Annotated in this window: 27 protein-coding genes; 8 read left to right on the top strand and 19 right to left on the bottom strand. The window is 75.1% G+C overall.

From position 1 onward, the window contains the following. The first annotated feature begins 91 nt into the window (after positions 1-91). Genes AMK18_RS25545 through AMK18_RS25515 form a run of 7 tightly spaced genes read left to right on the top strand, consistent with a single transcriptional unit; the run spans position 92 to position 7,782 of the window. Complete coding sequence (locus AMK18_RS25545; protein WP_073864638.1) at positions 92-1,183, top strand: ADP-ribosylglycohydrolase family protein; 1,092 nt, start codon at positions 92-94, stop codon at positions 1,181-1,183. Continuing rightward, entirely contained in the window at positions 1,180-2,391 is a 1,212-nt protein-coding gene (locus tag AMK18_RS25540) for an ADP-ribosylglycohydrolase family protein (protein ID WP_073864637.1), read from the top strand. The genes AMK18_RS25545 and AMK18_RS25540 overlap by 4 nt, the downstream gene beginning before the upstream one ends. After that, on the top strand, positions 2,300-3,520 hold the full coding sequence (locus tag AMK18_RS25535) for an ADP-ribosylglycohydrolase family protein (RefSeq protein ID WP_073864636.1): 1,221 nt from the start codon (positions 2,300-2,302) through the stop codon (positions 3,518-3,520). The genes AMK18_RS25540 and AMK18_RS25535 overlap by 92 nt, the downstream gene beginning before the upstream one ends. Then, entirely contained in the window at positions 3,517-4,896 is a 1,380-nt protein-coding gene (locus AMK18_RS25530) for an ADP-ribosylglycohydrolase family protein (RefSeq protein ID WP_073864635.1), read from the top strand. Before AMK18_RS25535 ends, AMK18_RS25530 begins: the two co-directional genes overlap by 4 nt. After that, positions 4,893-5,777, top strand: a complete 885-nt coding sequence (rbsK, locus tag AMK18_RS25525; protein WP_073864634.1) for a ribokinase — start codon at positions 4,893-4,895, stop codon at positions 5,775-5,777. Before AMK18_RS25530 ends, rbsK begins: the two co-directional genes overlap by 4 nt. Next, positions 5,774-6,973: a CaiB/BaiF CoA transferase family protein gene (locus AMK18_RS25520; protein WP_073864633.1), complete on the top strand. Its 1,200-nt coding sequence runs from the start codon at positions 5,774-5,776 to the stop codon at positions 6,971-6,973. Before rbsK ends, AMK18_RS25520 begins: the two co-directional genes overlap by 4 nt. Beyond that, complete coding sequence (locus AMK18_RS25515) at positions 6,970-7,782, top strand: HpcH/HpaI aldolase/citrate lyase family protein (protein WP_073864632.1); 813 nt, start codon at positions 6,970-6,972, stop codon at positions 7,780-7,782. The genes AMK18_RS25520 and AMK18_RS25515 overlap by 4 nt, the downstream gene beginning before the upstream one ends. 106 nt (positions 7,783-7,888) lie before the next feature. Here the strand turns inward: AMK18_RS25515 and lgt are convergent, their stop codons facing one another. From lgt to hisI, 11 genes are all read right to left on the bottom strand, one after another. After that, positions 7,889-8,857, bottom strand: a complete 969-nt coding sequence (gene lgt, locus AMK18_RS25510) for a prolipoprotein diacylglyceryl transferase (protein WP_073864631.1) — start codon at positions 8,855-8,857, stop codon at positions 7,889-7,891. A gap of 117 nt (positions 8,858-8,974) precedes the next feature. Beyond that, on the bottom strand, positions 8,975-9,793 hold the full coding sequence (locus AMK18_RS25505; RefSeq protein WP_018104505.1) for a thioredoxin domain-containing protein: 819 nt from the start codon (positions 9,791-9,793) through the stop codon (positions 8,975-8,977). 75 nt (positions 9,794-9,868) lie between these two features. Further along, the gene (gene trpA, locus AMK18_RS25500; protein WP_018104504.1) at positions 9,869-10,681 is read right to left on the bottom strand and encodes a tryptophan synthase subunit alpha; all 813 of its coding nucleotides are present in this window, start codon (positions 10,679-10,681) and stop codon (positions 9,869-9,871) included. Continuing rightward, positions 10,678-11,964 carry a tryptophan synthase subunit beta gene (gene trpB / locus AMK18_RS25495; protein WP_073864630.1) on the bottom strand — a complete coding sequence of 429 codons (1,287 nt, stop codon included), beginning with the start codon at positions 11,962-11,964 and terminating at the stop codon, positions 10,678-10,680. Before trpB ends, trpA begins: the two co-directional genes overlap by 4 nt. A 118-nt stretch (positions 11,965-12,082) precedes the next feature. Continuing rightward, the gene (locus AMK18_RS35710) at positions 12,083-12,154 is read right to left on the bottom strand and encodes a hypothetical protein (protein WP_383740198.1); all 72 of its coding nucleotides are present in this window, start codon (positions 12,152-12,154) and stop codon (positions 12,083-12,085) included. A 103-nt stretch (positions 12,155-12,257) separates the two neighbouring features. Then, positions 12,258-13,067 (bottom strand): indole-3-glycerol phosphate synthase TrpC, encoded by an 810-nt coding sequence (trpC, locus tag AMK18_RS25490; RefSeq protein ID WP_018104502.1) that lies wholly within the window; start codon positions 13,065-13,067, stop codon positions 12,258-12,260. 124 nt (positions 13,068-13,191) lie between these two features. Beyond that, positions 13,192-13,626 (bottom strand): DUF2752 domain-containing protein, encoded by a 435-nt coding sequence (locus AMK18_RS25485; protein WP_018104501.1) that lies wholly within the window; start codon positions 13,624-13,626, stop codon positions 13,192-13,194. Positions 13,627-13,766: 140 nt separating this feature from the next. Continuing rightward, positions 13,767-14,015, bottom strand: a complete 249-nt coding sequence (locus AMK18_RS25480; protein ID WP_018104500.1) for an HGxxPAAW family protein — start codon at positions 14,013-14,015, stop codon at positions 13,767-13,769. Positions 14,016-14,137: 122 nt separating this feature from the next. Then, on the bottom strand, positions 14,138-14,794 hold the full coding sequence (locus tag AMK18_RS25475; RefSeq protein ID WP_073864629.1) for a TIGR02234 family membrane protein: 657 nt from the start codon (positions 14,792-14,794) through the stop codon (positions 14,138-14,140). A gap of 61 nt (positions 14,795-14,855) precedes the next feature. Continuing rightward, positions 14,856-16,343 (bottom strand): anthranilate synthase component I, encoded by a 1,488-nt coding sequence (locus tag AMK18_RS25470; RefSeq protein ID WP_073864628.1) that lies wholly within the window; start codon positions 16,341-16,343, stop codon positions 14,856-14,858. A gap of 11 nt (positions 16,344-16,354) precedes the next feature. Then, positions 16,355-16,738, bottom strand: a complete 384-nt coding sequence (gene hisI, locus AMK18_RS25465; protein ID WP_018104497.1) for a phosphoribosyl-AMP cyclohydrolase — start codon at positions 16,736-16,738, stop codon at positions 16,355-16,357. A gap of 85 nt (positions 16,739-16,823) precedes the next feature. Here hisI and AMK18_RS25460 point away from each other — a divergent pair, with 85 nt between their 5' ends. Then, the gene (locus tag AMK18_RS25460; RefSeq protein ID WP_073864627.1) at positions 16,824-17,456 is read left to right on the top strand and encodes a TIGR03085 family metal-binding protein; all 633 of its coding nucleotides are present in this window, start codon (positions 16,824-16,826) and stop codon (positions 17,454-17,456) included. Between the two features lie 31 nt (positions 17,457-17,487). Here AMK18_RS25460 and AMK18_RS25455 read toward each other — a convergent pair whose 3' ends face one another. The 8 genes from AMK18_RS25455 to hisH all read right to left on the bottom strand — a co-directional run bounded on the left by AMK18_RS25455 (position 17,488) and on the right by hisH (position 26,217). Then, on the bottom strand, positions 17,488-18,735 hold the full coding sequence (locus AMK18_RS25455) for an MFS transporter (protein WP_073864626.1): 1,248 nt from the start codon (positions 18,733-18,735) through the stop codon (positions 17,488-17,490). Between the two features lie 25 nt (positions 18,736-18,760). Next, positions 18,761-19,348 (bottom strand): ArsR/SmtB family transcription factor, encoded by a 588-nt coding sequence (locus AMK18_RS25450; protein ID WP_073864625.1) that lies wholly within the window; start codon positions 19,346-19,348, stop codon positions 18,761-18,763. Between the two features lie 100 nt (positions 19,349-19,448). Next, positions 19,449-20,738: a PucR family transcriptional regulator gene (locus AMK18_RS25445; RefSeq protein ID WP_073864788.1), complete on the bottom strand. Its 1,290-nt coding sequence runs from the start codon at positions 20,736-20,738 to the stop codon at positions 19,449-19,451. Between the two features lie 177 nt (positions 20,739-20,915). Beyond that, on the bottom strand, positions 20,916-23,570 hold the full coding sequence (locus AMK18_RS25440; RefSeq protein WP_073864624.1) for a helix-turn-helix transcriptional regulator: 2,655 nt from the start codon (positions 23,568-23,570) through the stop codon (positions 20,916-20,918). 127 nt (positions 23,571-23,697) lie between these two features. Further along, positions 23,698-24,453 carry an imidazole glycerol phosphate synthase subunit HisF gene (gene hisF, locus AMK18_RS25435; protein ID WP_018104491.1) on the bottom strand — a complete coding sequence of 252 codons (756 nt, stop codon included), beginning with the start codon at positions 24,451-24,453 and terminating at the stop codon, positions 23,698-23,700. Next, positions 24,450-24,854 (bottom strand): RidA family protein, encoded by a 405-nt coding sequence (locus AMK18_RS25430; protein WP_073864623.1) that lies wholly within the window; start codon positions 24,852-24,854, stop codon positions 24,450-24,452. Before AMK18_RS25430 ends, hisF begins: the two co-directional genes overlap by 4 nt. Then, on the bottom strand, positions 24,851-25,576 hold the full coding sequence (gene priA, locus AMK18_RS25425; RefSeq protein WP_018104489.1) for a bifunctional 1-(5-phosphoribosyl)-5-((5-phosphoribosylamino)methylideneamino)imidazole-4-carboxamide isomerase/phosphoribosylanthranilate isomerase PriA: 726 nt from the start codon (positions 25,574-25,576) through the stop codon (positions 24,851-24,853). The genes AMK18_RS25430 and priA overlap by 4 nt, the downstream gene beginning before the upstream one ends. Then, on the bottom strand, positions 25,576-26,217 hold the full coding sequence (gene hisH / locus AMK18_RS25420; protein WP_073864622.1) for an imidazole glycerol phosphate synthase subunit HisH: 642 nt from the start codon (positions 26,215-26,217) through the stop codon (positions 25,576-25,578). Before hisH ends, priA begins: the two co-directional genes overlap by 1 nt. Between the last annotated feature and the right edge of the window lie 13 nt (positions 26,218-26,230).

Raw genomic sequence — 26,230 nt, 5'->3', positions numbered from 1 at the left:
TTGTGTGCGTAACCGGCCTTCGTCCGGGCTCGGCGTGGAACGGATCCCACAGGCACGAGTACTGGCTCGGTACGAGCGAAGGGTCGACGCGATGGAGACGGTCGCAGGAAATCCGACGGCGCCGCGGGCGGGCGGCACACAGACGGCACGGCTTACGGAGGATCCGGAACCGGGCGGGCCCGTCGACCGGGCCAGGGGCGCGCTGCTCGGCCTCGCGGTCGGCGACGCGCTCGGCGCCCCGGCGGAGAACATGCGGCCCTCCGAGATCCGCCGCCGCTGGGGCCGGATCGAGGGCTTCGTCAGCGACGACCCGGCGGGCACCGACGACACGGAGTACGCGATCTTCTCCGGGCTGCTGCTGGCCCGGCACGGCTCGGAGCTCACCGTCACCGATGTCGAGCGGGCCTGGCGGCTGTGGATCGCCGATCTGGACGAGGGGCCGTTCCGGGGCGCCGGTTTCAGCGAGCGCGGCACCCTGGAGAACCTGCGCCGGGGCCTGGCCGCGCCGATCTCCGCCCAGCACCGGCACGCGTGGAGCGACGGCCTGGCGATGCGCGCCGCGCCCTTCGGCGTCTTCGCGGCAGGCCGCCCCGCCGAGGCGGCCCGGCTGGTCGCGGTCGACGGCCGGGTCAGCCACGAGGGCGAGGGCATCTACGGCGGCCAGGCGGTGGCCGCCGGGGTGGCCGCCGCGATGTCCGGCGCCTCGGTCACCTCGGTGATCGCCGCCGCGCTCTCGGTCGTCCCCATGGACTCCTGGACGGCCCGCTCCCTGCGCCGCGCGGTGACGGCGGCGCAGCGCCCGTACCCCGACCGCCTCACCGGTGAACGCGCGGTCCGCTCGGCCGTGGTGGTCGGCGGCTACCCCTGGACGGACCTGGCCCCCGAGGCGGTGGGCCTGGCCTTCGGCGCGTTCGCGGCGGCGCGCGGCGACTTCCGTACGGCGGTGCTCATGGCCGTCAACATGGGCCGCGACGCCGATACGACGGCCGCAGTGGCGGGCGCCCTCTCCGGCGCGCTGCACGGCGCGTCGGCGATCCCGCGCCTCTGGTCGGACGCGATCGGCCCGGTGCGCGGCAGCTGCCTGCCGTCGATGCGGGGATACCACGTGGTGGACATCGCGGACCTGCTGGCGCCGGGCGCGGCGGACGGCGAAGCCGGTGGCGAAGGGGCGGTGCGGCGATGAGCGGCACGCGACGCGCCCGGATCGAGGGGCTGCTCGTCGGGCTGGCCGCCGGGGACGCCGCCGGGTGGCCCGCGGCCCGGCACCGGGCGGCCCGGATGCCGGAGTGGACCCGGCGGCTGACCCGGGAGCTGGACGCCTTCGCCGAGCAGAACGCGACGACCACCCTCCCCGTGCCCATCGCCCTCAACCAGCCGCCCGAGCCGCTGCGGCTCGGGCCGTCCGACGACGCCGAGTGGGCGGCGTTCGCGGCGGCGACCGTGCTGGCGGCCCCCGGACCGGGGCGGGTGCGCGCCGCCGTCTCCGGGGCCTGGAACGCGCTCGCCGCCGAGGTCGCCGCCGCCGCGGCGCGCGCGACCGAGGTGGAGGCGGCGGTGCTGCCGCTGCGGGCCCGGATCTCGGTACGGGCCGGGCTCGGGAACCTCGCCGCCGGGCTGCGGCCGCCCGCCACCGGGCACGACAATCCGCACTACTTCGACGACGCGGCGTGCGTACGGGCGGCCGTGCTGGCGGTCGTCCACCCGGGCGACCCGCAAGCGGCGGCGGAGCTCGCGGAGTTCGACGCGCGCTTCACGCAGGACGGCGACGGGGTGCACGGGGCGCGGGCCATGGCCGCCGCGAGCGCCGAGGCGCTGGGCGGGGCGGACGTGGACACGGCGGTCGACGCGGCGCTGGCCCAGCTCCCGGACGGCACCGAGATCGCCCGCAACGCGGCCCACGCGGTCCGGATCGCCCGGGAGTTCGCCGGGGAGCGGGCCGGGGCGTTCGCGCTCGTCCCGGTCCTGGAGCACCAGATCGTGGACCACGTCTACAGCTACGGGATCGCTGCCGCCGAGACCGTACCGGTCGCCCTCGCCCTGGCCACCGCGTCCCGGGGCGACATCGCGCAGGCCGTGCCCGCGGCGGCCTGCCTGTCCCGGGTCGCGGACTCCGCGCCCGCCCTGGCCGGGGCGCTGACCGGGGCGCTGGGCACCATCGGCTCCGTGCCGGACGGCTGGCGGGAGACCTGCCGGACGCTGGCCGGCTGCGCGCTCCCCCGGTTCGCCGGCACGGATCTGGTGGAACTCGCCGGACTGCTGGCAGCCACGGAACCGGCCCCCACGGGTGGACAATTCGGACATGACATCCACCGTGCCCCTGGCGCCCACGACGTCCCCCTCCCCCACGACAGCCACGACGCCCGCGACTCCCGGGGCGCCCACGCTCGATGACCGGATCGCCGGCGCCCTCGTCGGCGCCGCCGTCGGCGACGCGCTGGGCGGCCCGGTCGAGGGCCGCTCCCCGGAGCAGATCACGGCCCGGCACGGCGGCAGGATCACCGGGATCGTCGGCCCCTGGGACGGCGACGACTGGCGCACCGCCCGCCCGATCGCCCCGTACCACAAGGGCGACGGGCACGTCACCGACGACACCTTGATGACGCACGCGCTGGTCCGGGTGTACGGGAAGGTGCGCGGCCACCTCGACGCGTACGCGGTCGCCGACCACCTCGTCCCGGAGATGATCGGCGAACCGCGCTGGATTCCGGAGCTGGAGGCCGAGGCGCTGCCGCTCCAGCGGGTCTTCCTCGCGGAGAAGTGGATCGTCGCCCGGCTGCACTACGGGCACGTCGACCCGCGCGAGGCGGGCTCCGGGAACATCGTCAACTGCGGTGCGGCGATGTACATGGCGCCGGTCGGCCTGGTGAACGCCGCCGATCCGCAGGCGGCGTACGCCGAGGCGATCGACGTCGCGGGCGCCCACCAGTCGAGTTACGGCAGGGAGGCGGCGGGCGTCTTCGCGGCCGGGGTCGCCGCCGCCTGCGCGCCCGGGGCGACGCCCGCCACGGTCGTGGAGGCGTGCCTGGCGCTCGCCAAGGACGGCACCCGCGCCGCGATCGAGGCCGTCTGCGAGGCGGCCTCCCGCCACCGGGACGTCGAGTCGGCGCTCGTCCCGCTGCGCGCGGCCGTCGCCCCCTTCGACACCGTCGGCCCCGACTACCGCGCCCCCTCGCTCGGCGCCCGCCGCCCGTCCCGGCTGCACGCGATCGAGGAGCTGCCGGTCGCCCTCGGCATGCTGCTCGCCGCCGACGGGGACTACCGGCAGGCGGTCCTCGGCTCGGTCAACTACGGCCGCGACTGCGACTCGATCGCCACCATGAGCGGCGCGCTCGCGGGCGCCCTGCACGGCGAGAGCGCCGTCCCCGCCGACTGGGCCGCGACGGTCGCGGAGGCCAGCCGCCTCGATCTGCGCGCCCCGGCCCGGACGCTGGCCGAGGTGGCCCGCGAGGTGTTCGCCCGGGACACCGCCCGCCGCCGCGCCCACGAGGCCGCCTTCGCGACGCTGGCGGGCACCCCGTGACCACGGCGGTGCGGGTGACCTGGGTGCAGCCGGAGGACCTGGTGGGCCACGAGCTGCGGCAGGCCGCCGAGGACGGCCGCGACGCGCGCGCCCTCGCCCGCCGGTGGTACGAGGCCGGCGGCTCCCCCGCCCCGGAGCGCGCGGGCGCGTCCGACCCCGGCGCCCCGCCCGGGCTGCGCGCGGTCGCCGAACGGCTGCTGGACGAACTCGCCCTGCTGGAATCCCCGCTGGCCGGTGACGAGCCGGACGGCCTGGACGAGATCCGGGCCGCCTGCCCGCAGTGGCCGCATGCCCGGGACGTGCGGCCGGCCGGCCCGGAGCGGCTGCACGCGGCCTGGCTGGGCCGCGCCGCCGGCTGCCTGCTGGGCAAGCCGGTCGAGAAGCTGCCGCTGGAAGGCATCCGCGCCCTGGCCCGGGCCACCGGCAACTGGCCGCTGAACACCTGGTTCACCGCCCGGGGCCTGCCCGCCCCGCTGGCCGCCACCTACCCGTGGAACCGGCGCTCCGCGGCCACCTCGCTCGCCGAGAACATCGACGGGATGCCCGAGGACGACGACCTCAACCACCCGTTGCTGACCCTCCTGCTGCTCCAGCGGCACGGCGCCGCGTTCACCACGGCGGACCTGGCCCGGCTGTGGCTGGACGAGCTCCCGGCGGGGCGTACGTTCACCGCCGAGCGGGTCGCGTACCGCAATCTGCTCGACGGCATCGAGCCCCCGGACACCGCCCGGCACCGCAACCCGTTCCGGGAGTGGATCGGCGCGCAGATCCGGGCCGACGTGCACGGCTGGACCCGGCCCGGCGACCCTGCGGGCGCGGCGGAACAGGCGTACCGCGACGCGGTCCTCACCCACACCGGGAACGGCGTCTACGGCGCGATGTTCACGGCGGCGGCGCTGGCCGAGGCGGCCGGCGGCGAGACCGATGTGCACGGCTGCCTGGCCACCGGGCTGCGCGTGGTGCCGCCGCGCTCGCGGTTCGCGGCGGCGGTACGCGACGGCATCGAAGCCGCCCGCGAGGAACGGGACTTCGATACGGTCGTGGACCGGCTGCACGCGGCGTACGGCAGGTATCACTGGGTGCATGTGCTGCCCAACGCGGCCCTGCTGGCCGCCGCCCTCACCCACGCCGACGGCGACTTCACCGGTTCCGTCTGCAAGGCGGTGTCCGGCGGCTGGGACACCGACTCCAACGGCGCGACCGCCGGTTCGCTCGCCGGACTGCTCGCCGGGCGGCCGGACGCGCTGCCCGACCGGTGGACCACCCCGCTGAAGAACCGGCTCGCCACGTCCGTCCCCGGTTTCGACGGGACCGGCTTCGACACCCTGGCCGACCTGACCCATCGGCTCACCCACGAGGAGGCACTCCGCCCATGACCAGAATCGCGGTGCTCGGCAGCACCAATATGGATCTTGTGGCCTACGTCGACCGGGCTCCGGAACGCGGTCAGACCGTCACCGGGCGGGAGTTCCGCACCATCCCCGGCGGCAAGGGCGCCAACCAGGCCGTCGCCGCCGCCCGCGCGGGCGGAGACGTGCTGATGATCGGCGCGGTGGGCGACGACGAGTACGGCGTACGGATGCGGGAGAACCTGGAGCACTCCGGCGTCGACACCGACCTGCTGCACACCGCCGAGGGCCCCAGCGGCACCGCCCACATCGTGGTCGACGCCAAGGGCTCCAACGCGATCGTGGTCATCCCCGGCGCCAACGGCACCATGACCGCGCTCGGCCCGGGCGAGGTGGCCGCCATCGCCGAGGCGGATCTGCTGCTGCTCCAGCTGGAGCTGCCGATGTCCGCCGTGATCGAGGGCGCCCGCGCCGGTCACGCCCAGGGCGTACGGACCGTGCTCACCCCGTCCCCCGTGCAGGAGCTGCCCTCCGAGCTCCTCGACCACGTCGACCTGCTGGTCCCCAACGAGCACGAGGCCGCGGAACTCTCCGGCTACGACGACCCGCACGCGGCGGCGGAGATCCTGCTCGGCCAGGTCCCGGCGGTGCTCATCACGCTCGGCTCGAAGGGCAGCCTGTACGCGGCCCGGGGCAGCCGCACCATCCACTTCCCGGCCCCGGACGTGACCGCCGTCGACACCACCGGCGCCGGGGACACCTTCGTCGGCACCCTGGCCGTGGCGATCGGCGAGGGCCGCCCGGTCCCGCAGGCCGTCGCCTGGGCCTCGGCCGCCGCCGCGCTCTGCGTGCAGAAGCCGGGCGCCTCGGTCTCCATGCCGTACCGCAGCGAAATCGACGGCGCGTGAGCGCCCCCGCGGCGCCGCCGCTCACCGGACTGCGGGTGGTCGATCTCGCCACGCTCTTCGCGGGCCCCCTCTGCGCGACCATGCTGGGCGACTTCGGCGCCGAGGTGATCAAGGTCGAGCATCCGGTCCGCCCCGACCCCTCCCGGGGCCACGGGCCCGCGAAGGACGGCGTGGGCCTGTGGTGGAAGCTCCTCGGCCGCAACAAGCGCAACCTGACGCTCGACCTGTCCGCCCCGGAGGGCCGCGATCTGCTGCTGCGGCTCGCCGCGGACACCGACGTGATCATCGAGAACTTCCGGCCGGGCACGCTGGAACGCTGGGGGCTCGGGCCCGACGAGCTGCACGCGGTCAACCCCCGGCTCGTGCTGGTGCGCGTCACCGGCTTCGGCCAGTTCGGCCCGTACTCCCACCGGCCCGGCTTCGGGACGCTCGCCGAGGCGATGAGCGGCTTCGCGGCGATCACCGGGGAGCCGGACGGGCCGCCGACCCTGCCGCCGTTCGGCCTGGCCGACTCGATCGCCGCGCTCGCCACGGCGTACGCGGTGATGGCCGCCCTCGCCGGCCGCGACCGGACCGGCGAGGGGCAGGTGGTCGACATGGCGATCATCGAGCCGATCCTGACCGTGCTCGGCCCGCAGCCGCTCTGGTACGACCAGCTCGGTTACGTACAGCCGCGCACCGGGAACCGCTCGCGCAACAACGCCCCGCGCAACACCTACCGCACCTCGGACGGGGAGTGGGTGGCCGTCTCCACCTCCGCGCAGTCCGTCGCGGAGCGGGTGATGCGGCTGGTCGGGCGGGCGGACCTGATCGAGGAGCCGTGGTTCGCCTCGGGCGCCACCCGCGCCGAGCACAGCGACGAGCTGGACGAGGCCGTGGGCCACTGGATCGCCCGGCACAGCCGGGAGGAGGCCCTGTCCGCGTTCGAGAAGGCGGAGGCCGCCATCGCGCCCATCCACGACGTACGGGACGTCATGGAGGACCCGCAGTACCGGGCGCTGGACACGGTCACCGAGGTGGACGACCCGGAGCTGGGCCCGCTGCGGATGCAGAATGTCCTCTTCCGGCTCTCCCGGACCCCGGGAGCGATCCGCTGGACGGGCCGCCCGCACGGGGCCGACACCGAGGAGATCCTGACCGAGCTGGGGCTGAGCGGGCCCGAGATCTCGGCGCTGCGGGCGGAGCGGGTGCTGTGAGCGCGGCGGCCCCCCTCACCCTGCTGTACGTGCCCGGGGACCGGCCGGACGTCGTGCGCAAGGCGGCCGCCTCGGGGGCGGACGTGGTGATCGTGGACCTGGAGGACGCGGTCGCCCCCGACCGCAAGGAGTACGCCCGCGCGGCGACGGTGGAGCTGCTGTCGGACCCGCCGTCCGGCGCGGCGCCGCCCGTGCACGTGCGGGTCAACGACGAGGCGGACGTGCTGGCGCTCGCCGGGCTGCCGGGGCTCGGCGGGCTGCGGCTGCCGAAGATCACCCACGCCGCGTCCGTGCACCACATCGCGGCGCGGGCCCCCGGGGTGGCCCTGTGCCCGCTCCTGGAGTCGGCGCTCGGCATCGAGCACGCGTACTCGGTGGCCGCCGCCCACCCCCAGGTCCAGGCCATCGCCCTGGGCGAGGCGGACCTCCGCGCGGATCTGGGCGTACGGGAGGACGCGGGGCTCGACTGGTCGCGCAGCCGGGTGGTGGTCGCCGCTCGGGCCGCGGGCCTGGCGCCGCCCACGCAGTCGGTCTTCGCGGACGTCCGGGACCTGGACGGCCTCTGGACCTCCTGCGCCCACGGCCGGGCCCTGGGCTTCCTGGGCCGGGCGGCGATCCACCCCCGCCAGCTCCCGGTGATCGAACGCGCCTTCCGCCCCACACCGCAGGAGGTCGAAGCGGCCTGGCAAATCGTGGAGGCGGCCCGCGACCAGGCGGGCGCCCAGGCCCTCCCGGACGGCCGCTTCGTCGACGCGGCGGTGGTTGCGCAGGCGCGGCGGACGCTGGCGCTGGCCCAGCGGAAGCGGTGACCTGGCGCTCCACCTGACCGCTTTGTCCTCAATCGCCGGACGGGCTGTAAATGGGTGAGGGGCCGCCCAAAACCTCGGCGGCCCCTCACTCAGCTAGCGCGCGGCGTCAGCCCTTCGCGGCCTCCGCCGTACCGTCCGCCTTCGGCGCGTCCGCGTCCGCATCCGCGTCGGCGTCCGGCTTCGCATCGGCCTCCGCCTCCACGGCCTCCGGCTCGTCCGACTTGGCCTCGTCCGCCTTGTCCGAGGATTCCGGCGCCTCCGGCGCCCCGGGCTCGACGATCTCCTCGCGGCCCGGGCGGAGCTTCGCCGAGATCACGATGTACGTCACCGCGAGCACGAACACGATCAGCGCCGTCCACACGTTGAGCCGCAGGCCCAGGATGTGGTGCGCCTCGTCCACCCGCATGTACTCGATCCACGCGCGCCCGGCGCAGTACGCCGCGACGTACAGCGCGAACACCCGGCCGTGGCCCATCTTGAAGCGGCGGTCGGCCCAGACCACCAGGAGCGCCACGCCGACGCACCACAGCGACTCGTACAGGAACGTCGGGTGGTAGGTGCCGGCCACCCGGTTCGGGCCGTCGCTGATCTTCAGCGCCCACGGGACGTGGGTCTCCCTGCCGTACAGCTCCTGGTTGAACCAGTTGCCCCAGCGGCCGCACGCCTGGGCGAGGACGATGCCGGGGGCGAGGGCGTCGGCCCAGGCGGGCAGCGGGATCCCGCGGCGGCGGCAGCCGATCCAGGCACCGACCGCGCCCAGCGCGATCGCACCCCAGATGCCGAGGCCGCCCTGCCAGATCTTGAAGGCGTCGACCCAGTCCTCACCCTCGCTGAAGTACAGCTGGTAGTCGGTGATGACGTGGTAGAGCCGGCCGCCGACGAGCCCGAAGGGCACGGCCCAGACGGCGATGTCGGCAACGGTGCCGGCGGTGCCTCCTCGGGCGATCCAGCGCTTGTTGCCGAACCAGACGGCGACGAAGACACCGATGATGATGCAGAACGCGTAGCCGCGGAGCGGGATCGGTCCGAGATCGATCACGCCGGTCGACGGGCTGGGAATGTAGGCAAGGTTCATGGCAGCGTCGACGCTACCCTGCCGGACGGGAGGGAGGACAACCCGCCCGGCAACGTCTGGGTAACGAGCGGGCCATCGATTCCCCCGGCCGGCCCCGTCGGAGCCGGCCTCCGGGCCCTACGGCGTGGCCGTGGGGGTGGCCGGTTTCTTGCCCTTGTTGGCCTCGGCGACCCACTTCTTCAGGTTGGCCACGGTGATCGCCTCGTCGCCCTTCTTCGGGAAGATCGACTCCCCGTTGAGCAGGGCCGTCGGAGTGCCCTGGAAGCCGCCGTCGCTGAAGGCCTTGTTGGACTTCTGCACCCACGCGTCGTGCTTGCCGTCCTCGACGCAGCCGCGGAAGCCGGGCGTGTCGAGACCGGGGACCTTCTTGGCGAGCTCGATCAGCTTGTCGTTGTCGCCGAAGGCGTCGTCGGTCTCCGCCGGCTGGTTGCTGTACAGCACGTCGTGGTACGCGGAGAACTTCCCGGCGTCCTGCGCGCAGGCGGCCGCGTTGGCCGCCTTGAGGGAGCCGCTGCCGCCCATGTTGCCGTCGATGATCGTGGCGAGGTGGTAGTCGACCTTGATCTGGCCGTCGCGCTCCATCTCATGGATCGTGTCGCGGAACGCGGTCTCGAACTGGGCGCAGACCGGGCAGCGGAAGTCCTCCCAGATGGTGAGGGTGGACGGGGCGTCGTCCGCGCCGACCCGGATGGCCAGGGCGTCCTTGCCGGTCGCCCCGGACGGGGCGACGGCGGGTCCGGACGCCTTGGACTTGTCGCTCTTGCCGTCGGTGTTCGCCGCGATCACGCCGACGACGGCGGCCAGGCCCAGGACCCCCACCACGGCCGTGGACACGATCAACGTGCGGCGCCGGCGGTCGCGCGCCTTCGCCTGCTCGCGCTGCTGGATCAGCCGGTCTCGCGCGGCCCTCTTACCCTGTTCGTTCTTCTCGCTCACACCGCGCAAACGACCCGGGGAGGCACTCGCGTGCCTCCCCGGACCGAGGTCCACCCGTTCGGGTTACCCCAGGTGTCAGCGCTTTCGAACACCTTCGGCAAGATCGGCCGCCAGCGAACGGACGCCCGCGAGGCCGGCCGCCTCGTCGGGGGCGTCCAGCATGCACTTGACGAACGCCGAGCCGACGATGACGCCGTCGGCGAAGCCGGCCACCTCCGCGGCCTGGGCGGCGTCGGACACGCCGAGTCCGACGCAGACCGGCATCTCCGTGGTGGCCCGGGTCCGCCGGACCAGGTCCTGCGCCTGCGCGCCGACCGAGGCACGGGTGCCGGTGACGCCCATCAGGGACGCGGCGTAGACGAAGCCGGAGCCCGCGTCGGTGATGGTGGCGATCCGCTCGTCCTTGCTGCTGGGCGCGACGACGAAGACGGTGGCCAGGCCGTGCCGCTCCGCGTGCTCGCGCCACAGCGCCGACTCCTGGACCGGCAGGTCGGGCAGGATGCACCCTGCGCCGCCCGCCTCGGCCAGCTCGGCCGTGAACCGCTCGACGCCGTACCGGTCGATCGGGTTCCAGTACGTCATGACCAGGATCGGCGCCCCGGTGGCCTCGTGGGCCTCGCGCACCGTGCGCATCACGTCGGCGATCCGCACGCCGCCGCGCAGCGCGATGTCGTCGGCGGTCTGGATGACCGGGCCGTCGAGGACCGGGTCGCTGTGCGGCAGCCCCACCTCGATGACGTCGGCGCCGCCCGCGACGGCGGCCTTGACGGCCTCGATGCCGCCGTCGACGGTCGGGAAGCCGGCCGGGAGGTACGCGATGAGCGCGGCCCGGTTCTCGGCCCGCGTCGCGGCGAGCGTGCTGTTCAGCAGTTCGATGTTGCCGCTCACTGCGCGTCCCCCTCGATCTCCGCGGTCCGGCTGCCGGCGTCCGCCTCGACGGCCGCGTCGGTGTCGTACAGCCCGAAGTAGCGGGCCGCCGTGTCCATGTCCTTGTCGCCGCGCCCGGAGAGGTTGATCAGGATCAGCCCGTCCTTGCCCAGCTCCTTGCCGACCTCCAGCGCCCCGGCCAGCGCGTGCGCGCTCTCGATGGCCGGGATGATGCCCTCGGTGCGGGAGAGCAGACGCAGCGCCTGCATGGCCGCGTCGTCGGTGACGGCGCGGTACTCGCCGCGGCCCACGTCCTTGAGGTACGCGTGCTCGGGGCCGATGCCCGGGTAGTCCAGACCGGCCGAGATGGAGTACGGCTCGGTGATCTGGCCCTCGTCGTCCTGGAGGACGTAGCTGCGCGAGCCGTGCAGAATGCCGGGCTCGCCCGCGGTCAGGGTCGCCGCGTGCTCCCCGGTCTCCACGCCGTGTCCGGCGGGCTCGCAGCCGATGAGGCGGACGTCCGCGTCGGGCACGAAGGCGTGGAAGAGGCCGATGGCGTTGGAGCCGCCGCCGACGCAGGCCACGGCGGCGTCCGGCAGCCGTCCGGCCTGCTCCAGGATCTGCCGCCGGGCCTCCACGCCGATGACGCGGTGGAAGTCGCGGACCATCGCCGGGAAGGGGTGCGGGCCCGCGACCGTACCGAAGAGGTAGTGGGTGCGGTCCACGTTGGCGACCCAGTCGCGGAACGCCTCGTTGATGGCGTCCTTGAGGGTGCGGGAGCCGGACTTCACGGCGATGACCTCGGCGCCGAGCATCCGCATGCGCGCCACGTTCAGCGCCTGGCGCTGGGTGTCGATCTCGCCCATGTAGATGGTGCAGTCGAGGCCGAAGAGGGCGCAGGCGGTCGCGGTGGCGACGCCGTGCTGACCGGCGCCGGTCTCCGCGATGACGCGGGTCTTGCCCATGCGCCGGGTCAGCAGGGCCTGCCCCAGCACGTTGTTGATCTTGTGCGATCCGGTGTGGTTGAGGTCCTCGCGCTTGAGGAAGACGCGGGCGCCCCCGGCGTGCTCGGCGAAGCGGGGCACCTCGGTGAGGGCGCTGGGCCGACCGGTGTAGTGGACCATCAGCTCGCCGAGCTCGGCGGCGAACGCGGGGTCGGCCTTGGCCTTCTCGTACTCGACGGCGACCTCGTCCACGGCGGCGACCAGCGCCTCCGGGATGAACTTTCCGCCGTACGCGCCGAAGTAGCCCTCGGCGCTGGGGATCAGACCCTCCGGGTCCGGGATGAAGAAGTCGGAAGACATGCGGGACGTGCTCCTCGTCGTCACAGGGGTGGTTGCACCGTCTGCGCCGTGAGTGGAGCGCCGCCCCGGTCCGGGACCGGGGCGGTTTCGGGCACGCGGGAACGCGGCCGGGCTCGCTCTACAGCGCGCGTCCCGTGCGCCATCGCATGCCGTTGACCTGACCGGGCTCGGCGCCGATCACGTACCGCACCCGCCGGCCGCGCACCCGGCGCGCCGGCGCCCGGCAGCCGCGGTGCCACGAGGGCAGCGCGCAGCGCACCGGAGCGGGATGCGGAAGGGACGACACGGCCTGGTCAGCCCCGTCCGTGGCGCAGGGCGGGGTGGGCGCCGGCGGCGACCAGGTCGGCGACGGCGGTCCGCGGGTCGCGGCCGGTCACCAGGGACTCGCCGACCAGCACCGCGTCCGCTCCGGCGTTGGCGTAGGCGATCAGGTCGTGCGGACCGCGGACGCCGGACTCGGCGACCTTGACGATGTGGTCCGGGATCTCGGGGGCGACGCGCTCGAAGGTGGAGCGGTCGACCTTGAGGTCCTTGAGGTTGCGCGCGTTGACGCCGATGATCCGGGCTCCCGCCTCGACCGCGCGCTCGGCCTCCTCCTCGTCATGCGCCTCGACCAGCGGCGTGAGGCCGATGGACTCGGCGCGCTCGATCAGGGAGACCAGGGCCTCCTGTTCGAGGGCGGCGACGATCAGCAGCGCGAGGTCGGCGCCGTACGCGCGCGCCTCCCACAGCTGGTACGAGGTGACGATGAAGTCCTTGCGGAGGATCGGGATGTCGACCTTGGCGCGGACGGCCTCCAGGTCGGCGAGCGAGCCGCCGAAGCGGCGCTCCTCGGTGAGGACCGAGATGACGGAGGCCCCGCCGGCCTCGTAGTCCGCGGCGAGCGCGGCCGGGTCGGCGATGGCGGCCAGCGCGCCCTTGGAGGGGCTGGAGCGCTTGACCTCGCAGATGACGGTCACGCCCTCGCCGCGCAGGGCGGCGACGCCGTCCTTGGCCTGGGGGGCACGGGCGGCGCGTTCCTTGAGCTCGTCGAGGCTGACGCGCGCCTGCCGCTCCGCGAGGTCGGCGCGTACGCCGTCGATGATCTCGTCGAGCACACTCACGCGAGCGGCCCCCTTCCGGAACGGTGAAAAAACGTAACAGGCCACAGGATCAGCCACTCCGATGTTATCCGCAGGAGGGCGCTGGGCCCGCATCCACCCGGCGGCTGTCCCACTACCTGGGACTTCACGGGGCGAGCGCGGAGCCGAAGGGGAGGTTCCGGATGACGGTGAAAAGCAGCAGTACGGCGCCGATCGCCCACCAGTGCACCGGCCGCAGCGCGATCCGCAGGGGCTTTCCGCGGGACTCGCGGATCAGCCATACGGCCCACAGCACGGCGAAGATCCCGTAGCCGACGACGGCGAGCGCGTTGGCGCCGAAGGCGGCGGCCAGGTCGCCGTGGGCGAAGGCGTGGGCGCTGCGGAGGCCGCCGCAGCCGGGGCAGTAGATGCCGGTGAACCGCAGCAGCGGGCAGACGGGGTAGTGGCCGGGCTGGTTCGGGTCGACGGTGGCGACGTATCCGAAGGCGCCGACGACGGCGGCGAGCACGCCCACCGGGACGGCGGTCCGCCGCAGCCGCGAGGCGCCGGCGGGGGCCGTGGGGAAGAGGGGGGCCCGCACGGGGGCGAAGGGCGGCGGCGGCCCGGGAGCCGGGGCGGGCTTTGGCGTTGGCGTTGCGTCCACCCGGTGATTGTCGCCGCTGACGCGGAAAGGCGCAGCCCGGTCCGGGCCGCGCCTTTCCGGCGTACGTGGTGCGGGGGTCAGGAGGTCTGCGCCTGTCCGGCGCGGGCGCGGGCGGCGCTCAGCTCGGCCGACTCCTTCGGCATGCCGAGGCCCGCGGCCTTCATCGCGAGGCCGACGACACCACCGAGCAGGACGACGCCCATGCCGGCCCAGAAGCCGACCGGGTTGGCCGCGACCATGAAGACGCCCGCGACGCAGAAGCCGATGAAGGCGATGATGACACCGGTCCAGGCGGCCGGGGTGTGTCCGTGGCTGCTGCCCGCCATGAGTTGCTCCTCGTTGGTGTTGCGCTGTTGGAATCGCTCGGGTCGCTGTGCCCACGGCCCGTGCCGCTGTGCCAGCTCACCGTCATTGTCCCGTACGTACGGGTAGGACGTGAGCTGGGGGGTCATGCCTCGCGCGTCGGGTCCTCGCCGCGGTCCAGGGCCTTCCACAGATCCTCGGGCCGGTCGGGGTCGAGCGGGCGGGGGGCCTTGCGGGGGCGGGGGGTGCCGTCGCGCTCGTAGCGCCCGGACATCGTGGGCCAGCGGCTGCCGTAGCGCAGGGCGAGCAGCCCGGCGAGCAGGATCAGCAGGCCGCCGGCCGCCGTGACGTACGGCCAGGCGGTGTGGCTGAGGGCCGTGATGCCGGCGGCGGCGTCGCCGCTGGTCCGGGCGGCCTTCTCGTCCAGCGCCCCGCTGTCGGACGCGCCGAAAAAGGCGTTGAGCGCGGCGCCGAGTCCGCTGAGCGCGAGGAGTCCGGCGACCACGCGCCGGCCGCCGCCGCGTACGGCGAAGACGGCGACGAGGGCGGCCAGGCCGACGATCGCGAGGGCGGCGGGGAGTCCGGTGACGTCCTGCCCGTCGGCGCTCAGCGGCAGGCTGCCGCCGCCGACGGAGGCCTTGCCCTCGGCCCAGGTCTGCCCGGAGGCGAGCAGGACGACGGTCGCTCCGGCCGCCCCGAGGAGCAGGCCGGCCGCCAGGGTGCGGCGGCTCCCCGCACTGTCGGGCGCGGCGGCGGCTTCGGTACGGGGCTGGGGTACGGGGACGGCACTCACGTACTCCACTATCCCTCACCGGCCCGGAACGCCCCACCGCGCCCCTGGCCGGGAGGCACCGGCGTACGGCTCAGGCGCCGCCGAGGCGGTTGGCGGTGTGGACGGCGCGGAGGACGGCCGCCGCCTTGTTGCGGCACTCGGTGTCCTCGGCGACCGGGTCGGAGTCGGCGACGACGCCCGCGCCCGCCTGGACGTATGCGGTGCCGTCGCGGAGCAGGGCGGTGCGGATCGCGATGGCGGTGTCGGAGTCCCCGGCGAAGTCGAGGTAGCCGACGCAGCCCCCGTACAGGCCCCGGCGGGTGGGTTCCAGCTCCTCGATGATCTGGAGGGCGCGGGGCTTGGGGGCGCCGGAGAGGGTGCCGGCGGGGAAGCAGGCGGTCAGCACGTCGAAGGCGGTGCGCCCCTCGGCGACCTTGCCGGTGACGGTGGAGACGATGTGCATCACGTGCGAGTAGCGCTCGATGGACATGAAGTCGACCACCTCGACGCTGCCCGGCTCGCAGACCCGGCCGAGGTCGTTGCGGCCGAGGTCCACGAGCATCAGGTGCTCGGCGCGTTCCTTGGGGTCGGCGAGGAGTTCGTCGGCGAGGGCCTGGTCCTCCTGCGGGGTGGCGCCGCGGTGCCGGGTTCCGGCGATGGGGTGGACCATGGCCCGGCCGTCCTCGACCTTGACCAGGGCCTCGGGGCTGGACCCGGCGACGTCGAAGCCGTCGAACCGGAAGAGGTACATGTACGGCGAGGGGTTGGTGGCGCGCAGCACCCGGTAGACGTCGAGGGCGCTCGCGGTGCACGGGGTCTCGAAGCGCTGGGAGGGCACCACCTGGAAGGCCTCCCCGGCCCGGATGCGTTCCTTCACGTCCTCGACGGCGTCCTGGTACGCCTGGCCGCCCCAGAGCGCGGTGTACGGGGGCAGCTCGGAGGGCGGCAGGGCGGCGGGGGCGTTCTCGACGGGGCGGCGCAGGTCGCGCTCCATCGCGTCGAGCCGGGCGACGGCGTCGGCGTACGCCTCGTCCACGCCGGTGGCCAGGTCGTTGTGGTTGATGGCGTTGGCGATGAGCAGCACGCTGCCGTCCCAGTGGTCCAGGACCGCCAGGTCGGAGGTGAGCAGCATGGTCAGCTCGGGGAGCTTCAGGTCGTCGCCGCCGCTCTCGCCGATCTTCTCCAGGCGGCGCACGATGTCGTAGCCGAGGTAGCCGACCATGCCGCCGGTGAAGGGCGGAAGGCCGGACTCCCGGTCGTGCGGGGTGTGCAGGGCCTCGATGGTGGCGCGCAGGGCGTGCAGCGGATCGCCGTCGACGGGCACGCCGACAGGCGGGGTGCCGAGCCAGTGGGCCTCGCCGTCGCGGGTGGTGAGCGTGGCGGCGCTGCGTACGCCGATGAAGGAGTAGCGCGACCAGGTGCGGCCGTTCTCCGCGGATTCCAGCAGGAAGGTGCCGGTGCGCTCACCCGCGAGCTTGCGGTAGAGCCCGACGGGGGTGTCGCCGTCCGCGAGGAGGCGGCGGGTGACGGGGATGACGCGCCGGTCGACGGCCAGCTTGCGGAAGGTGTCGAGGTCCATGGCGGCAGACCTTACTGTCCGGAGAACAGGACGTCGGCGTCGAAGCAGGTGCGGTCGCCGGTGTGGCAGGCGGCGCCGGTCTGGTCGACCTTGACGAGGACGGTGTCGGCGTCGCAGTCGAGGGCGACGGACTTGACCAGCTGGATGTGGCCCGAGGTGTCGCCCTTGACCCAGTACTCCTGGCGGCTGCGGGACCAGTAGGTGCAGCGGCCGGTGGTGAGGGTGCGGTGCAGCGCCTCGTCGTCCATCCAGCCCAGCATCAGCACCTCGCCGGTGTCGTACTGCTGGGCGACGGCCGGGACCAGTCCGTCGGCGCCGCGCTTGAGGCGGGCGGCGATGGCGGGGTCGAGGTCGCTGGCGGTCCGGGGGGTGCCGGGCGGGGGCGTGCTGCTCATGGGCCCCATTGTGCCGTGGCGGCGCGGGGTGTCCGGGCGGGCGTCCACTGGGCGGACGGGGGACGGCGGCCGTACGCTGGCGGGCATGTCGACCCATGCGAAGCGCGAACGTCTTCTGCTCGCCGACCTGTTGGAGGCGGCGGGCCCGCAGGCCCCGACCCTGTGCCACGGCTGGACGGCCCGTGATCTCGCGGCCCATGTGGTGGTGCGGGAGCGGCGGCCGGACGCGGCGGCCGGGACGCTCATCGGGCCGCTGAAGGGCCGGCGGGACCGGGTCATGGCCGAGTTCACCGAGAAGCCGTACGAGGAGCTGATCCAGCTCATCCGGACCGGCCCGCCCCGGATGTCCCCGTTCGGCCTGAAGCAGCTGGACGAGGCGGCGAACACGGTGGAGTTCTACATCCACGCGGAGGACGTGCGCCGGGCGCAGCCCGACTGGACGCCGCGTGAGCTGGACCCGGTCTTCGCGGACGTGCTGTGGGCGCGTACGGAGAAGGCGGCGCGGATGCTGGGCCGGAAGGCGCCGGTGGGCCTGGTGCTGCGCCGCCCGGACGGGCAGACCGCGGTGGCGCACCGGGGGACGCCGGTGGTGACGGTGACCGGTGAGCCGGGCGAGCTGCTGCTGTTCGCGTTCGGGCGGCAGGACGCGGCGCGGGTGGAGCTGGAGGGCGAGCCGGAGGCGGTCGGCCGGGTGACGACGGCGAAGCTGGGCATGTAGCCGGTACGCGCAGGGGCTGGGGCGGCCCCGGTCAGGCCGGGAGTTCCGCCCGGCGGAGCGGGGCGATGAGGAGGCCGGTGACGACGCCGGTCGCGCACAGGGCCGCGCTGGCGACGAAGACCGGGCCGGTGCCCCAGAGGGCGACGGCGGCGCCGGTGACGGGGTAGCTGAGCGGCGCGAGGGCGTGCGTGAAGAGCGTGGAGACCGAGGTGACGCGGCCCAGGTAGGCCGGTTCGGTGACGGTCTGCGTGAGCGCGCCGCACAGCGAGCCGCCGAGCCCGGCGAAGAGTCCGACGAGGACCGCGACGGCCGCGGCGAGCGGTACGGAGGGCACGTAGGCCAGGGCCGCGATGGCGCAGGCTCCGACGAGGACGGTCAGGCACATGACCAGTCCGGCCCTGGGGACGCGGCCGCGTACGGCGAGGAGGAGGGCGGAGGCGCCCGCGCCGGTGCCGAAGGCGGCGATGACCCAGCCCATGCCGGAGGCGCCCCAGCCGCGTTCGTCGCTGAGCAGGATGAGGCCGAGGTTGAGGGGGCCGACGAAGCCGAGTTCGCTGACGGCGACCACGAGCATCAGGGGCCCGAGGACCGGGTGGCGGCGGATGTGGCGGAGCCCGTCGGCCAGTTCGTGCCAGGCGCTGCCGGTGGGGGCGGCGGCCTCGGGCGCGGGCAGCGGGGCCATCCGTACGGCCAGCAGGAGCGGGAGCGACACGGCGAAGAGGACCCCGGCCGCGGCGAAGGCGAGGACCGGGCCGCCGAGGGCGACGGCGACGCCGCCGAGCGGAGCGCCGACGACGTTGGCGGTCCGGGTGGCGAGACCGCGCATGCCCTGGACGCGGGCGAGCTGGGACGCGGCGGTGATCCGGGGCGGCAGGGCGCCGACGGCGGGCAGGAAGAGGGCGTCGACGGCGCCGAAGACGAGCGCGACGGCGATCAGCATCCACACCGTGGGCGAGGTGAGCAGCAGGGCCCCGGCCAGGCCGAGGATCACCAGGCAGCGGGCGGTGTCGCTGGCGACGACCACGCGGCGCGGGCCCAGCCGGTCGGCGAGCACTCCCCCGCCGAGCAGGAGCACCGCCCGGGGTATGGAACCGGCGGCGAGCACCAGGCCGGTCTGCGAGGCGTTGCCGGTGCGGGCGGCGGCCCAGGCGAGCGCCATGTAGTAGACGCTGTCGCCGATCATGGACGCGGTGTACGCGCCGAGCCAGCGCAGGATGTTGCCGTCGCGGTGGGCCGGGCGGGCGGGGGCTTCGGCGGGGGCGGGCAGGGTGGCGGTCACGGTCTCGTCCTCTCGGGGGTCCTGGTCAGGTGCGGAACGGGAAGCTGTACACGTGGAGCGCGACGTTCTCGCGGTTCTCGCCGTCGCCGGCCTCCTCGCGGGCGCGGCCCTGCTGCTCGTAGCGCTTGATGAGGTCGTTCATCTCGGAGGAGAGCGCCGCGAGCTCCTCGGCGGTCAGCCGGGCGAGGTATTCGGAGCTGAAGGAGGCGCGGCGCCAGTCGGCGGGCCAGGTGCGGTTCGCGTCGAGGTGGCGGCGGTACATCTCGACGTGCTGGTCGAAGGAGAGGCGGGTGACGGCGGAGTGCGTCGCGGCCTTCTCGGGCGCGTCGCTGAAGTCCTCGTCGTGGAAGGTCAGCCCCTCCGACGCGGGCTGCCACCAGCGCTCGCGGCCGTCCCTGCCCTGCCGGTCCGCCTCCTCGATCAGCCCGTGGTCGGCGAGCTTGCGCAGGTGGTAGCTGACGAGCGAGACCGCCTCGTCCACCTGCTCGGCGAGCTGTGACGCGGTGGCCTGCCGGGCGATGTAGAGGGCCCGGTAGAGCTTCATCCGCAGGGGGTGTCCGAACGCCTTGAGGGTGCCGAGGTCGGAGACCCGGCGTGATTCTTCGCGTGCCATACCGAGGAGCGTAGATAGGAAAGAAAAGTTGCGCAATATCTCTTGCGAAAGAAAAGCTGCACATCTGGTCCGGCCCCGCGCTCCCCCCGGCGCGGCCCCCTCAGCCGGTCAGCAGGCGGCGGGCCGCGAGCGCCAGGGAGACCTCGGTCGCGTCCGAGGGGCGGGTCAGGCAGCGGCCGGTGAGCTGTTCGAAGCGGCGGAGGCGGTTGAGGACGGTGTTGCGGTGGCAGTAGAGGCGGGCGCCCGCCCGGGGCGCCGAGCCGTCCGCGTCGAACCAGGCGGTGAGCGTGTCGATGAGCACGTCCCGGTCCGCCGCGTCCAGCCGGTCCAGCGGGCCGAGCACCCGGTCGGCGAGGGCCGCGCCGAGCACCGGGGAGGAGACGACCAGGGCGGCGGGCAGATGCGCGTCGAGCAGGACGGTCCCGCCGCCCGCCGGGCAGGCCCGCAGCGCCGTGTCCGCGAGGCGCCGGGCGTCCCCGACCGCCGCAAGACCGTCCACCGCCGAACCGATGCCGACGCGGGCCCCGGGCGGCACGCGCAGACCGGCGGCCAGCTCGGCGAGGGCGTCCGCCGGGTCGGTGCCGTCGGCCCGGCCCAGCGACAGCACGGCGTACTCCGCCTCGGCCCCCGCGTGCCACACGGCGTCCGGACCGGCGGGCAGCTCCAGGGGCGGGTGCGCCGCGCCGTGCGGGGAGCGGCGGGCGGCGCGGAGCGCGAGCACCGCGTACCGGCCGTCCTCCGGCAGGCCGAGGGCCGCCGCCGTGTCCGGGAGGTCGGCGACCCGGGCGGTGCCGTCGAGCAGCGCGGCGGTCATCAGGCGGTGCCGGTTCTCCCGGCGCCAGGCGAGGCGGCGCTCCGCCCCGCGGTAGGCGTCGGCGACGAGCCCGCAGTGCTCGTCCACGAAGTTCCAGACGTCCGCGGCGACGTGGACCAGCAGCCGGATGTCCTCGGGGTGGCGGCGGGCGGTCTCGTCCACCAGGTCCTGCCAGACCATCGCCCCGCCCATCCGGAACGCGTGCAGGACCGCGTCCAGCGGCACCCCCTGCTCGGCCCGGACCTCGCCGATCCGCCGCGAGGTGCGGTGCGCGGCCTCCCGGAACTCGCGGGGCCGGATGAGCGAACCGACGTTGTGCCGCAGCGACTGGTGCACCTCCTGCCAGATCTCCGCCGGGTCGGCCTCGATCGCCGCGCGGTAGCCGGGCTCCCGCTCCCGCAGCGCCTCCACCATCCGGTCCGTCAGCTCCGGGAGCGCCGCGACCAGGACCCGGGCTGCCCGGTGCAGGACGGCGACGGCCTCGCGGTCGGCCAGTGAACGGAAGCGGCGCGGGGGCGGGGCGACGGGCGGCGGAGCGTGCGGCACCCCGACCCGCGAACGTACGACCTGTGGCATGGCGGCCTCCACCGGGATTCGGCCGGCTCGGTGCACGGCCGGCTCCGGCACGCCCCGCCCAGGACAGGGCCGCGGGCGCAGCGAATGATCCTGACGCCCGCAGAATGACATACCGCCCAGTCGGTACCTAGAGGTGTGCGGCCTCCTTCTCATCACGGTCCCGCAACTCCGGTGGTCTCAGAGCCCGTTCCCCAGCAGTCCGGCCAGCTCCGTCCGCGAGCGCACGCCCAGGGCGGCGAAGACGTTGCGGAGGTGGTGGTCGACGGTCCGGGTGCTCACCGAGAGCCGCCGTGCGACCTCCCGGTTGGTGGCCCCCTCGGCCACGCACCGGGCGATCCGGGCCTGCTGCGGGGTGAGCCCGGCCAGCGGCGCGGCAGCCCCGGCACACCCCGGGGGATCCACCGCCGCACCGGCCGCCCGGAGTTCGCCGCTCGCCCGGGCCGCCCAGGCCGGGGCCCCGCACCGCTCGAACCCGACGAGGGCGTCCCGCAACGGCTCGCGGGCCTCGCGGGTACGGCGGCGCCTGCGCAGCCAGGACCCGAACAGCAGCCGGGTCCGGGCCTGTTCGAAGTCGCCGCCGGCCCGGTCGTGATGGGCCAGGGCCTCCCCGTACCGCCCGGCGGCCTCGCCCTCCGGTGCCAGCAGGGCCCGGCAGCGGGCGAGTTGGGCCGGCACCTGGGGGTCCGTGGTGCGCGTCGCCCACACGGCGAACTCCGCGACCGCCTCGGCCACCGGGTCCGCTCCCCCGCCCCGGACCGCCGCCCGCCCGGCGAGCACGGACGCCTCGACGTAACAGGGCACGGCGAGCATCCGGGTGGCGAAGTGGCCGCGCCGGACCAGCGGGGCGAGCCGCGCCGCCGCCTCCGCCGGGCGCCCGGCGGCCAGATCGGCCCGGGCCAGCGCCCAGGTGGCCAGGGTCTCCGCCTGGACGAGCCCGTGCGGCGCGGCGCCCGCGAGCGCGGCTCCGGCGTGCGCCGCGCACTCCCGCGCCCCGCTCTCCACCGAGGCGGCGAGGGCGAGTACGGCGTGCAGGTGGGCGGCGGTGTTGGGCCGCCCGGTACGGCGTGCCGCGCGCAGGCCGTCCAGCGCGTGGGCCCGGGCCCGGGCGTGCCGGCCGGCGCGCAGCTCCGCGTAGGCCAGGTGTTCCAGCGCCTGCGGCAGCAGGGCCTCGGCACCGCTCGCGGTTACGGCGGCGAGGGCGCGGGCCCCGGCCCGGCAGGCGGCGTCGAGGTCGCCGAGCACCAGACCGGCCGCCCCGGCCCGTAACAGCGCCGCCGGATCGCGGGCGCCGGAGTCGAGACAGCGGCGCAGCAGCAGGTGCCCCGCGCCGATCCGGCCGCGCAGCACGGCGCACATCCCGTCCCGGTAGGGGACCAGGTCCCGGTCGGCGCCGTCGGCGGGAATACGGGTCAGCGCGTCGAGGTACCCGAGGGCGTCGCCCGCCGCCCAGGCGGCCTCGGCAGCCCCGAGCAGGGCGTCCCGGGCGCCTCCGGGATCGTGCGGGGCGAGCAGCGCGGCGGCGGTGAGCAGGGCCTCCTGGGCGTCGGGGGCGGGCCCGTCGGCGAGGGCGAGCAGGCCGCGTGTGCGGTGGGCGGGGCCGTGGCCGGGTGGGGCGGCCGCCCGGGCCAGCAGGGCGCGGGCCCGCCCCGGATCGCCCGCGAGCCGGTACTGCTCGGCCGCCGCCGCGAACCGGCAGGCCCGGTCCGCCTCGTCCGGGGTCAGCGCGGCCGCGTGGACCAGGGCGGTCGCGCGGTCGGCGGGCGGGCGGGGCGGGGCGGCGGCCGCCTCCAGCGCGGCGGCGAGCGGGGCGTCGGGGCCCGGGGACGCGCAGGCCCGCTGGATCAGGGCGGCGTACCCGGGCGCGAGCAGTCCGGCGAGCAGGGCGTGCACCGCGCGGCGGCGGTCCGGGGGCGCCCGGTGCAGAAGGGCGCGGCGCATCAGGGGCTCGCCGAAGTGGACGCGGTCACCGGCCAGTCGGAGCACGCCGGTCGCCCGGCCCGGGGTGTGCGGGACGGCGGCCGACGCGGCGGCGCGGCGTACGAGGGCGAGGTCCGCCCCCGCGCCCTCGGGCTCGTGCGCGTGGGCGGCGGCCGCGATGAGGAGCAGGGTCCGGGAGGCGGCGGGGAGGTGGCCGACGCGGTCGGCGTGGGCGGCCAGGACCTCCTCGCCGCCGGGCAGCGGGTGGGGCAGCGGGGTCCGCCCGGCGAGCTGGGCCGGGGTGAGGCGGGCGGTGAGACCGGTGAGCAGCCCGGGGTTCCCGGCCGCCTCCCGGAGCACTTCGCCGCGCACGACCGGGTCGGCCCGGTCCGCCCCGGTGAGCCGGTCCAGGAGCGCGGCGGCCGCCTCGTCGTCCAGGGGGCCGGGGCGGAGGGCGGGCAGCCCGGCGAACCCGGCCCCGTCCCCGGCGGCGATCAGCACGGCGACCGGGGTGCCGGGGCCGAGCCGGCGGGCGGCGGAGGCGAGCGCGGCACGGGAGTCGGGGTCCCAGAGGTGGGCGTCGTCCACGCACACGAGGAGCGGCCGCCCGCCACCGGTCCGCCGGAGCAGGGCGAGGAGACCGTCGGGCGGTACGGGGCCGGGGGTGCCCAGCAGGGCGTGCAGCCCGCTGTACGGCATCCACCGTTCGCCGGGGGCGGCGACGACGTGGAGGACGGGTCCCGCCTCCCGGTCCCGGTGCGTCGCGGCGGCGTGGGCCAGGAGCGCCGTGCGGCCCGAGCCGGGCGGGGCGGTGAGGACCAGCGCCCCGCCGTCGCCGTGGTGAAGGCGCGTCAGCAGGGCGTCCAGGGCGGCGATTTCACCGCTGCGGCCGTACAGCCGGAGCGGACTGCGCACGGTCGTGGGGGGAGTCACGCCCGGCACGCTAGGCGCGCGGGCCGGGGCCCGGAAGGTGCGCGGACGAGCGTGGGGCGCCCTCCCAGGGGAGGACGCCCCATGTCTGTGCACGCGCACAACCGGCGGGTCAGCGCACCGGGTGCCCGGACTCCGCCAGCGCGCCCTTGACCTCGGAGATGCGCAGGTCGCCGAAGTGGAAGACGGACGCGGCCAGGACCGCGTCGGCCCCGGCGTCGATGGCCGGCGCGAAGTCCGCGAGCCGCCCGGCGCCGCCGGAGGCGATGACGGGGACGCGGACGTGCTTGCGGACGGCGGCGATCATCTCGGTGTCGTAGCCGTCCTTCGTCCCGTCGGCGTCCATCGAGTTGAGCAGGATCTCCCCGGCACCGAGCTCCGCCGCCCGGTGGGCCCACTCGACGGCGTCGATGCCGGTGCCCCGGCGGCCGCCGTGCGTGGTGACCTCGAAGGTGCCCTCGGGGGTGCGCCGGGCGTCCACCGAGAGCACCAGGACCTGGCGGCCGAAGCGCTCGGCGATCTCCCGGATCAGCTCCGGCCGGGCGATGGCCGCCGTGTTGACGCCCACCTTGTCCGCACCGGCCCGCAGCAGCTTGTCCACGTCGTCCGGGGTGCGGACGCCGCCGCCCACCGTGAGCGGGATGAAGACCTGCTCGGCGGTGCGGCGCACCACGTCGTAGGTGGTCTCCCGGTCGCCGCTGGACGCGGTGATGTCCAGGAAGGTCAGCTCGTCGGCGCCCTCGGCGTCGTACAGCTTCGCCATCTCGACGGGGTCGCCCGCGTCCCGCAGGTTCTGGAAGTTGACGCCCTTGACGACCCGGCCGTTGTCCACGTCGAGGCAGGGGATGACGCGTACCGCGAGGCTCATCGCGCACCCGCCCGGTAGGCCTCGACCTCGACCTCGACGACCAGGCCCGGGTCCACGAAGCCGGAGACCACGACCATGGTGGCGGCGGGGCGCACGGCGTCGAACAGCTCCTTGTGGGCGCGGCCGACCTCGTCGGTGTCCCGGGCGTGCATGACGTACATCCGGGTGCGGACGACGTCCTCGCGGCCGAGGCCCAGCTCCTTCAGCGCGTCGAGGGCGACGTTGAAGGCCGTGACCGTCTGGTCGTACGGGCCGCCCCCGGCGATCTCGCCGCCCACCACCGACGTACAGCCGGAGACGAGCACCAGGCCGTTCGGCAGTTCGACGGCGCGGGAGTAGCCGAACTTCTCCTCCCAGGGGGCGCCGGAGGAGACGCGGCGCACGGATGCGGAATCGGTCATACGGAGACCGCCTCCAGCGCCTCTTCGAGGGTGAACGCCTTCGCGTACAGGGCCTTGCCGACGATCGCACCCTCGACGCCCGCCGGGACCAGCGAGGCGATGGCGCGCAGGTCGTCCAGCGAGGAGACGCCGCCGGAGGCGACGACGGGCTTGTCGGTGGCGGCGCAGACGTTCTTCAGGAGTTCCAGGTTGGGGCCCTGGAGCGTGCCGTCCTTGGCGATGTCGGTGACGACGTAGCGGGCGCAGCCCTCGGAGTCGAGGCGGGCCAGCGTCTCGTAGAGGTCGCCGCCGTCGCGGGTCCAGCCCCGGCCGCGCAGCGTGGTGCCGCGCACGTCGAGCCCGACGGCGATCTTGTCGCCGTGCTCGGCGATGACCTTGGCGACCCATTCCGGGGTCTCCAGGGCGGCGGTGCCGAGGTTGACGCGGCGGCAGCCGGTGGCGAGGGCGGCGGCGAGCGAGGCGTCGTCGCGGATGCCGCCGGACAGCTCGACCTTGATGTCCATGGCGCCGGCGACCTCGGCGATGAGGCTCCGGTTGTCCCCGGTGCCGAAGGCGGCGTCCAGGTCGACCAGGTGCAGCCACTCGGCGCCGGCGCGCTGCCAGGCGAGTGCGGCCTCCAGCGGGGAGCCGTAGGAGGTCTCGGAGCCGGACTCGCCGTGCACCAGGCGGACCGCCTGGCCGTCGCGGACGTCTACGGCGGGGAGCAGTTCAAGCTTCGGCATTACAGCGTCTCGATCCAGTTGGTCAGCAGCTGGGCGCCGGCATCGCCGGACTTCTCGGGGTGGAACTGGGTGGCCCACAGCGCGCCGTTCTCCACGGCCGCCACGAACCGCTCGCCGTGCGTGGCCCAGGTGACCCTGGGGGCACGGATCTTCGGGTTGGTGACTTCGAGGTCCCAGTCGTGCGCCGCGTACGAGTGCACGAAGTAGTACCGGGCACCGGCGTCGAGCCCGGCGAACAGCTGGGAGTCCTCGGGGGCTTCGACGGTGTTCCAGCCCATGTGCGGGACGACGTCGGCCTTCAGCGGGCCGACCGTGCCGGGCCACTCGTCCAGGCCCTCGGTCTCCACGCCGTGCTCGATGCCGCGCTCGAACAGGATCTGCATGCCGACGCAGATGCCCATGACGGGGCGTCCGCCGGCCAGCCTGCGGCCGATGACCCACTCGCCGCGGGCCTTCTTCAGACCCTCCATGCACGCCGAGAACGCGCCGACGCCGGGCACGAGCAGCCCGTCCGCGTTCATCGCGGCGTCGAAGTCGCGGGTGATCTCGACGTCCGCGCCGACGTGGGCGAGGGCGCGCTCGGCGGAACGGACGTTGCCGAAGCCGTAGTCGAAGACGACGACCTTCTTCTTCGTATCCACGTGTCGCTCGTCG

The organism is Streptomyces sp. CB01249 (assembly GCF_001905735.1).
Classification (GTDB): Bacteria; Actinomycetota; Actinomycetes; order Streptomycetales; family Streptomycetaceae; genus Streptomyces.
Note: the sequence above shows the minus strand (reverse complement) of the source record. Positions and strands in the feature narration are given on the sequence as shown.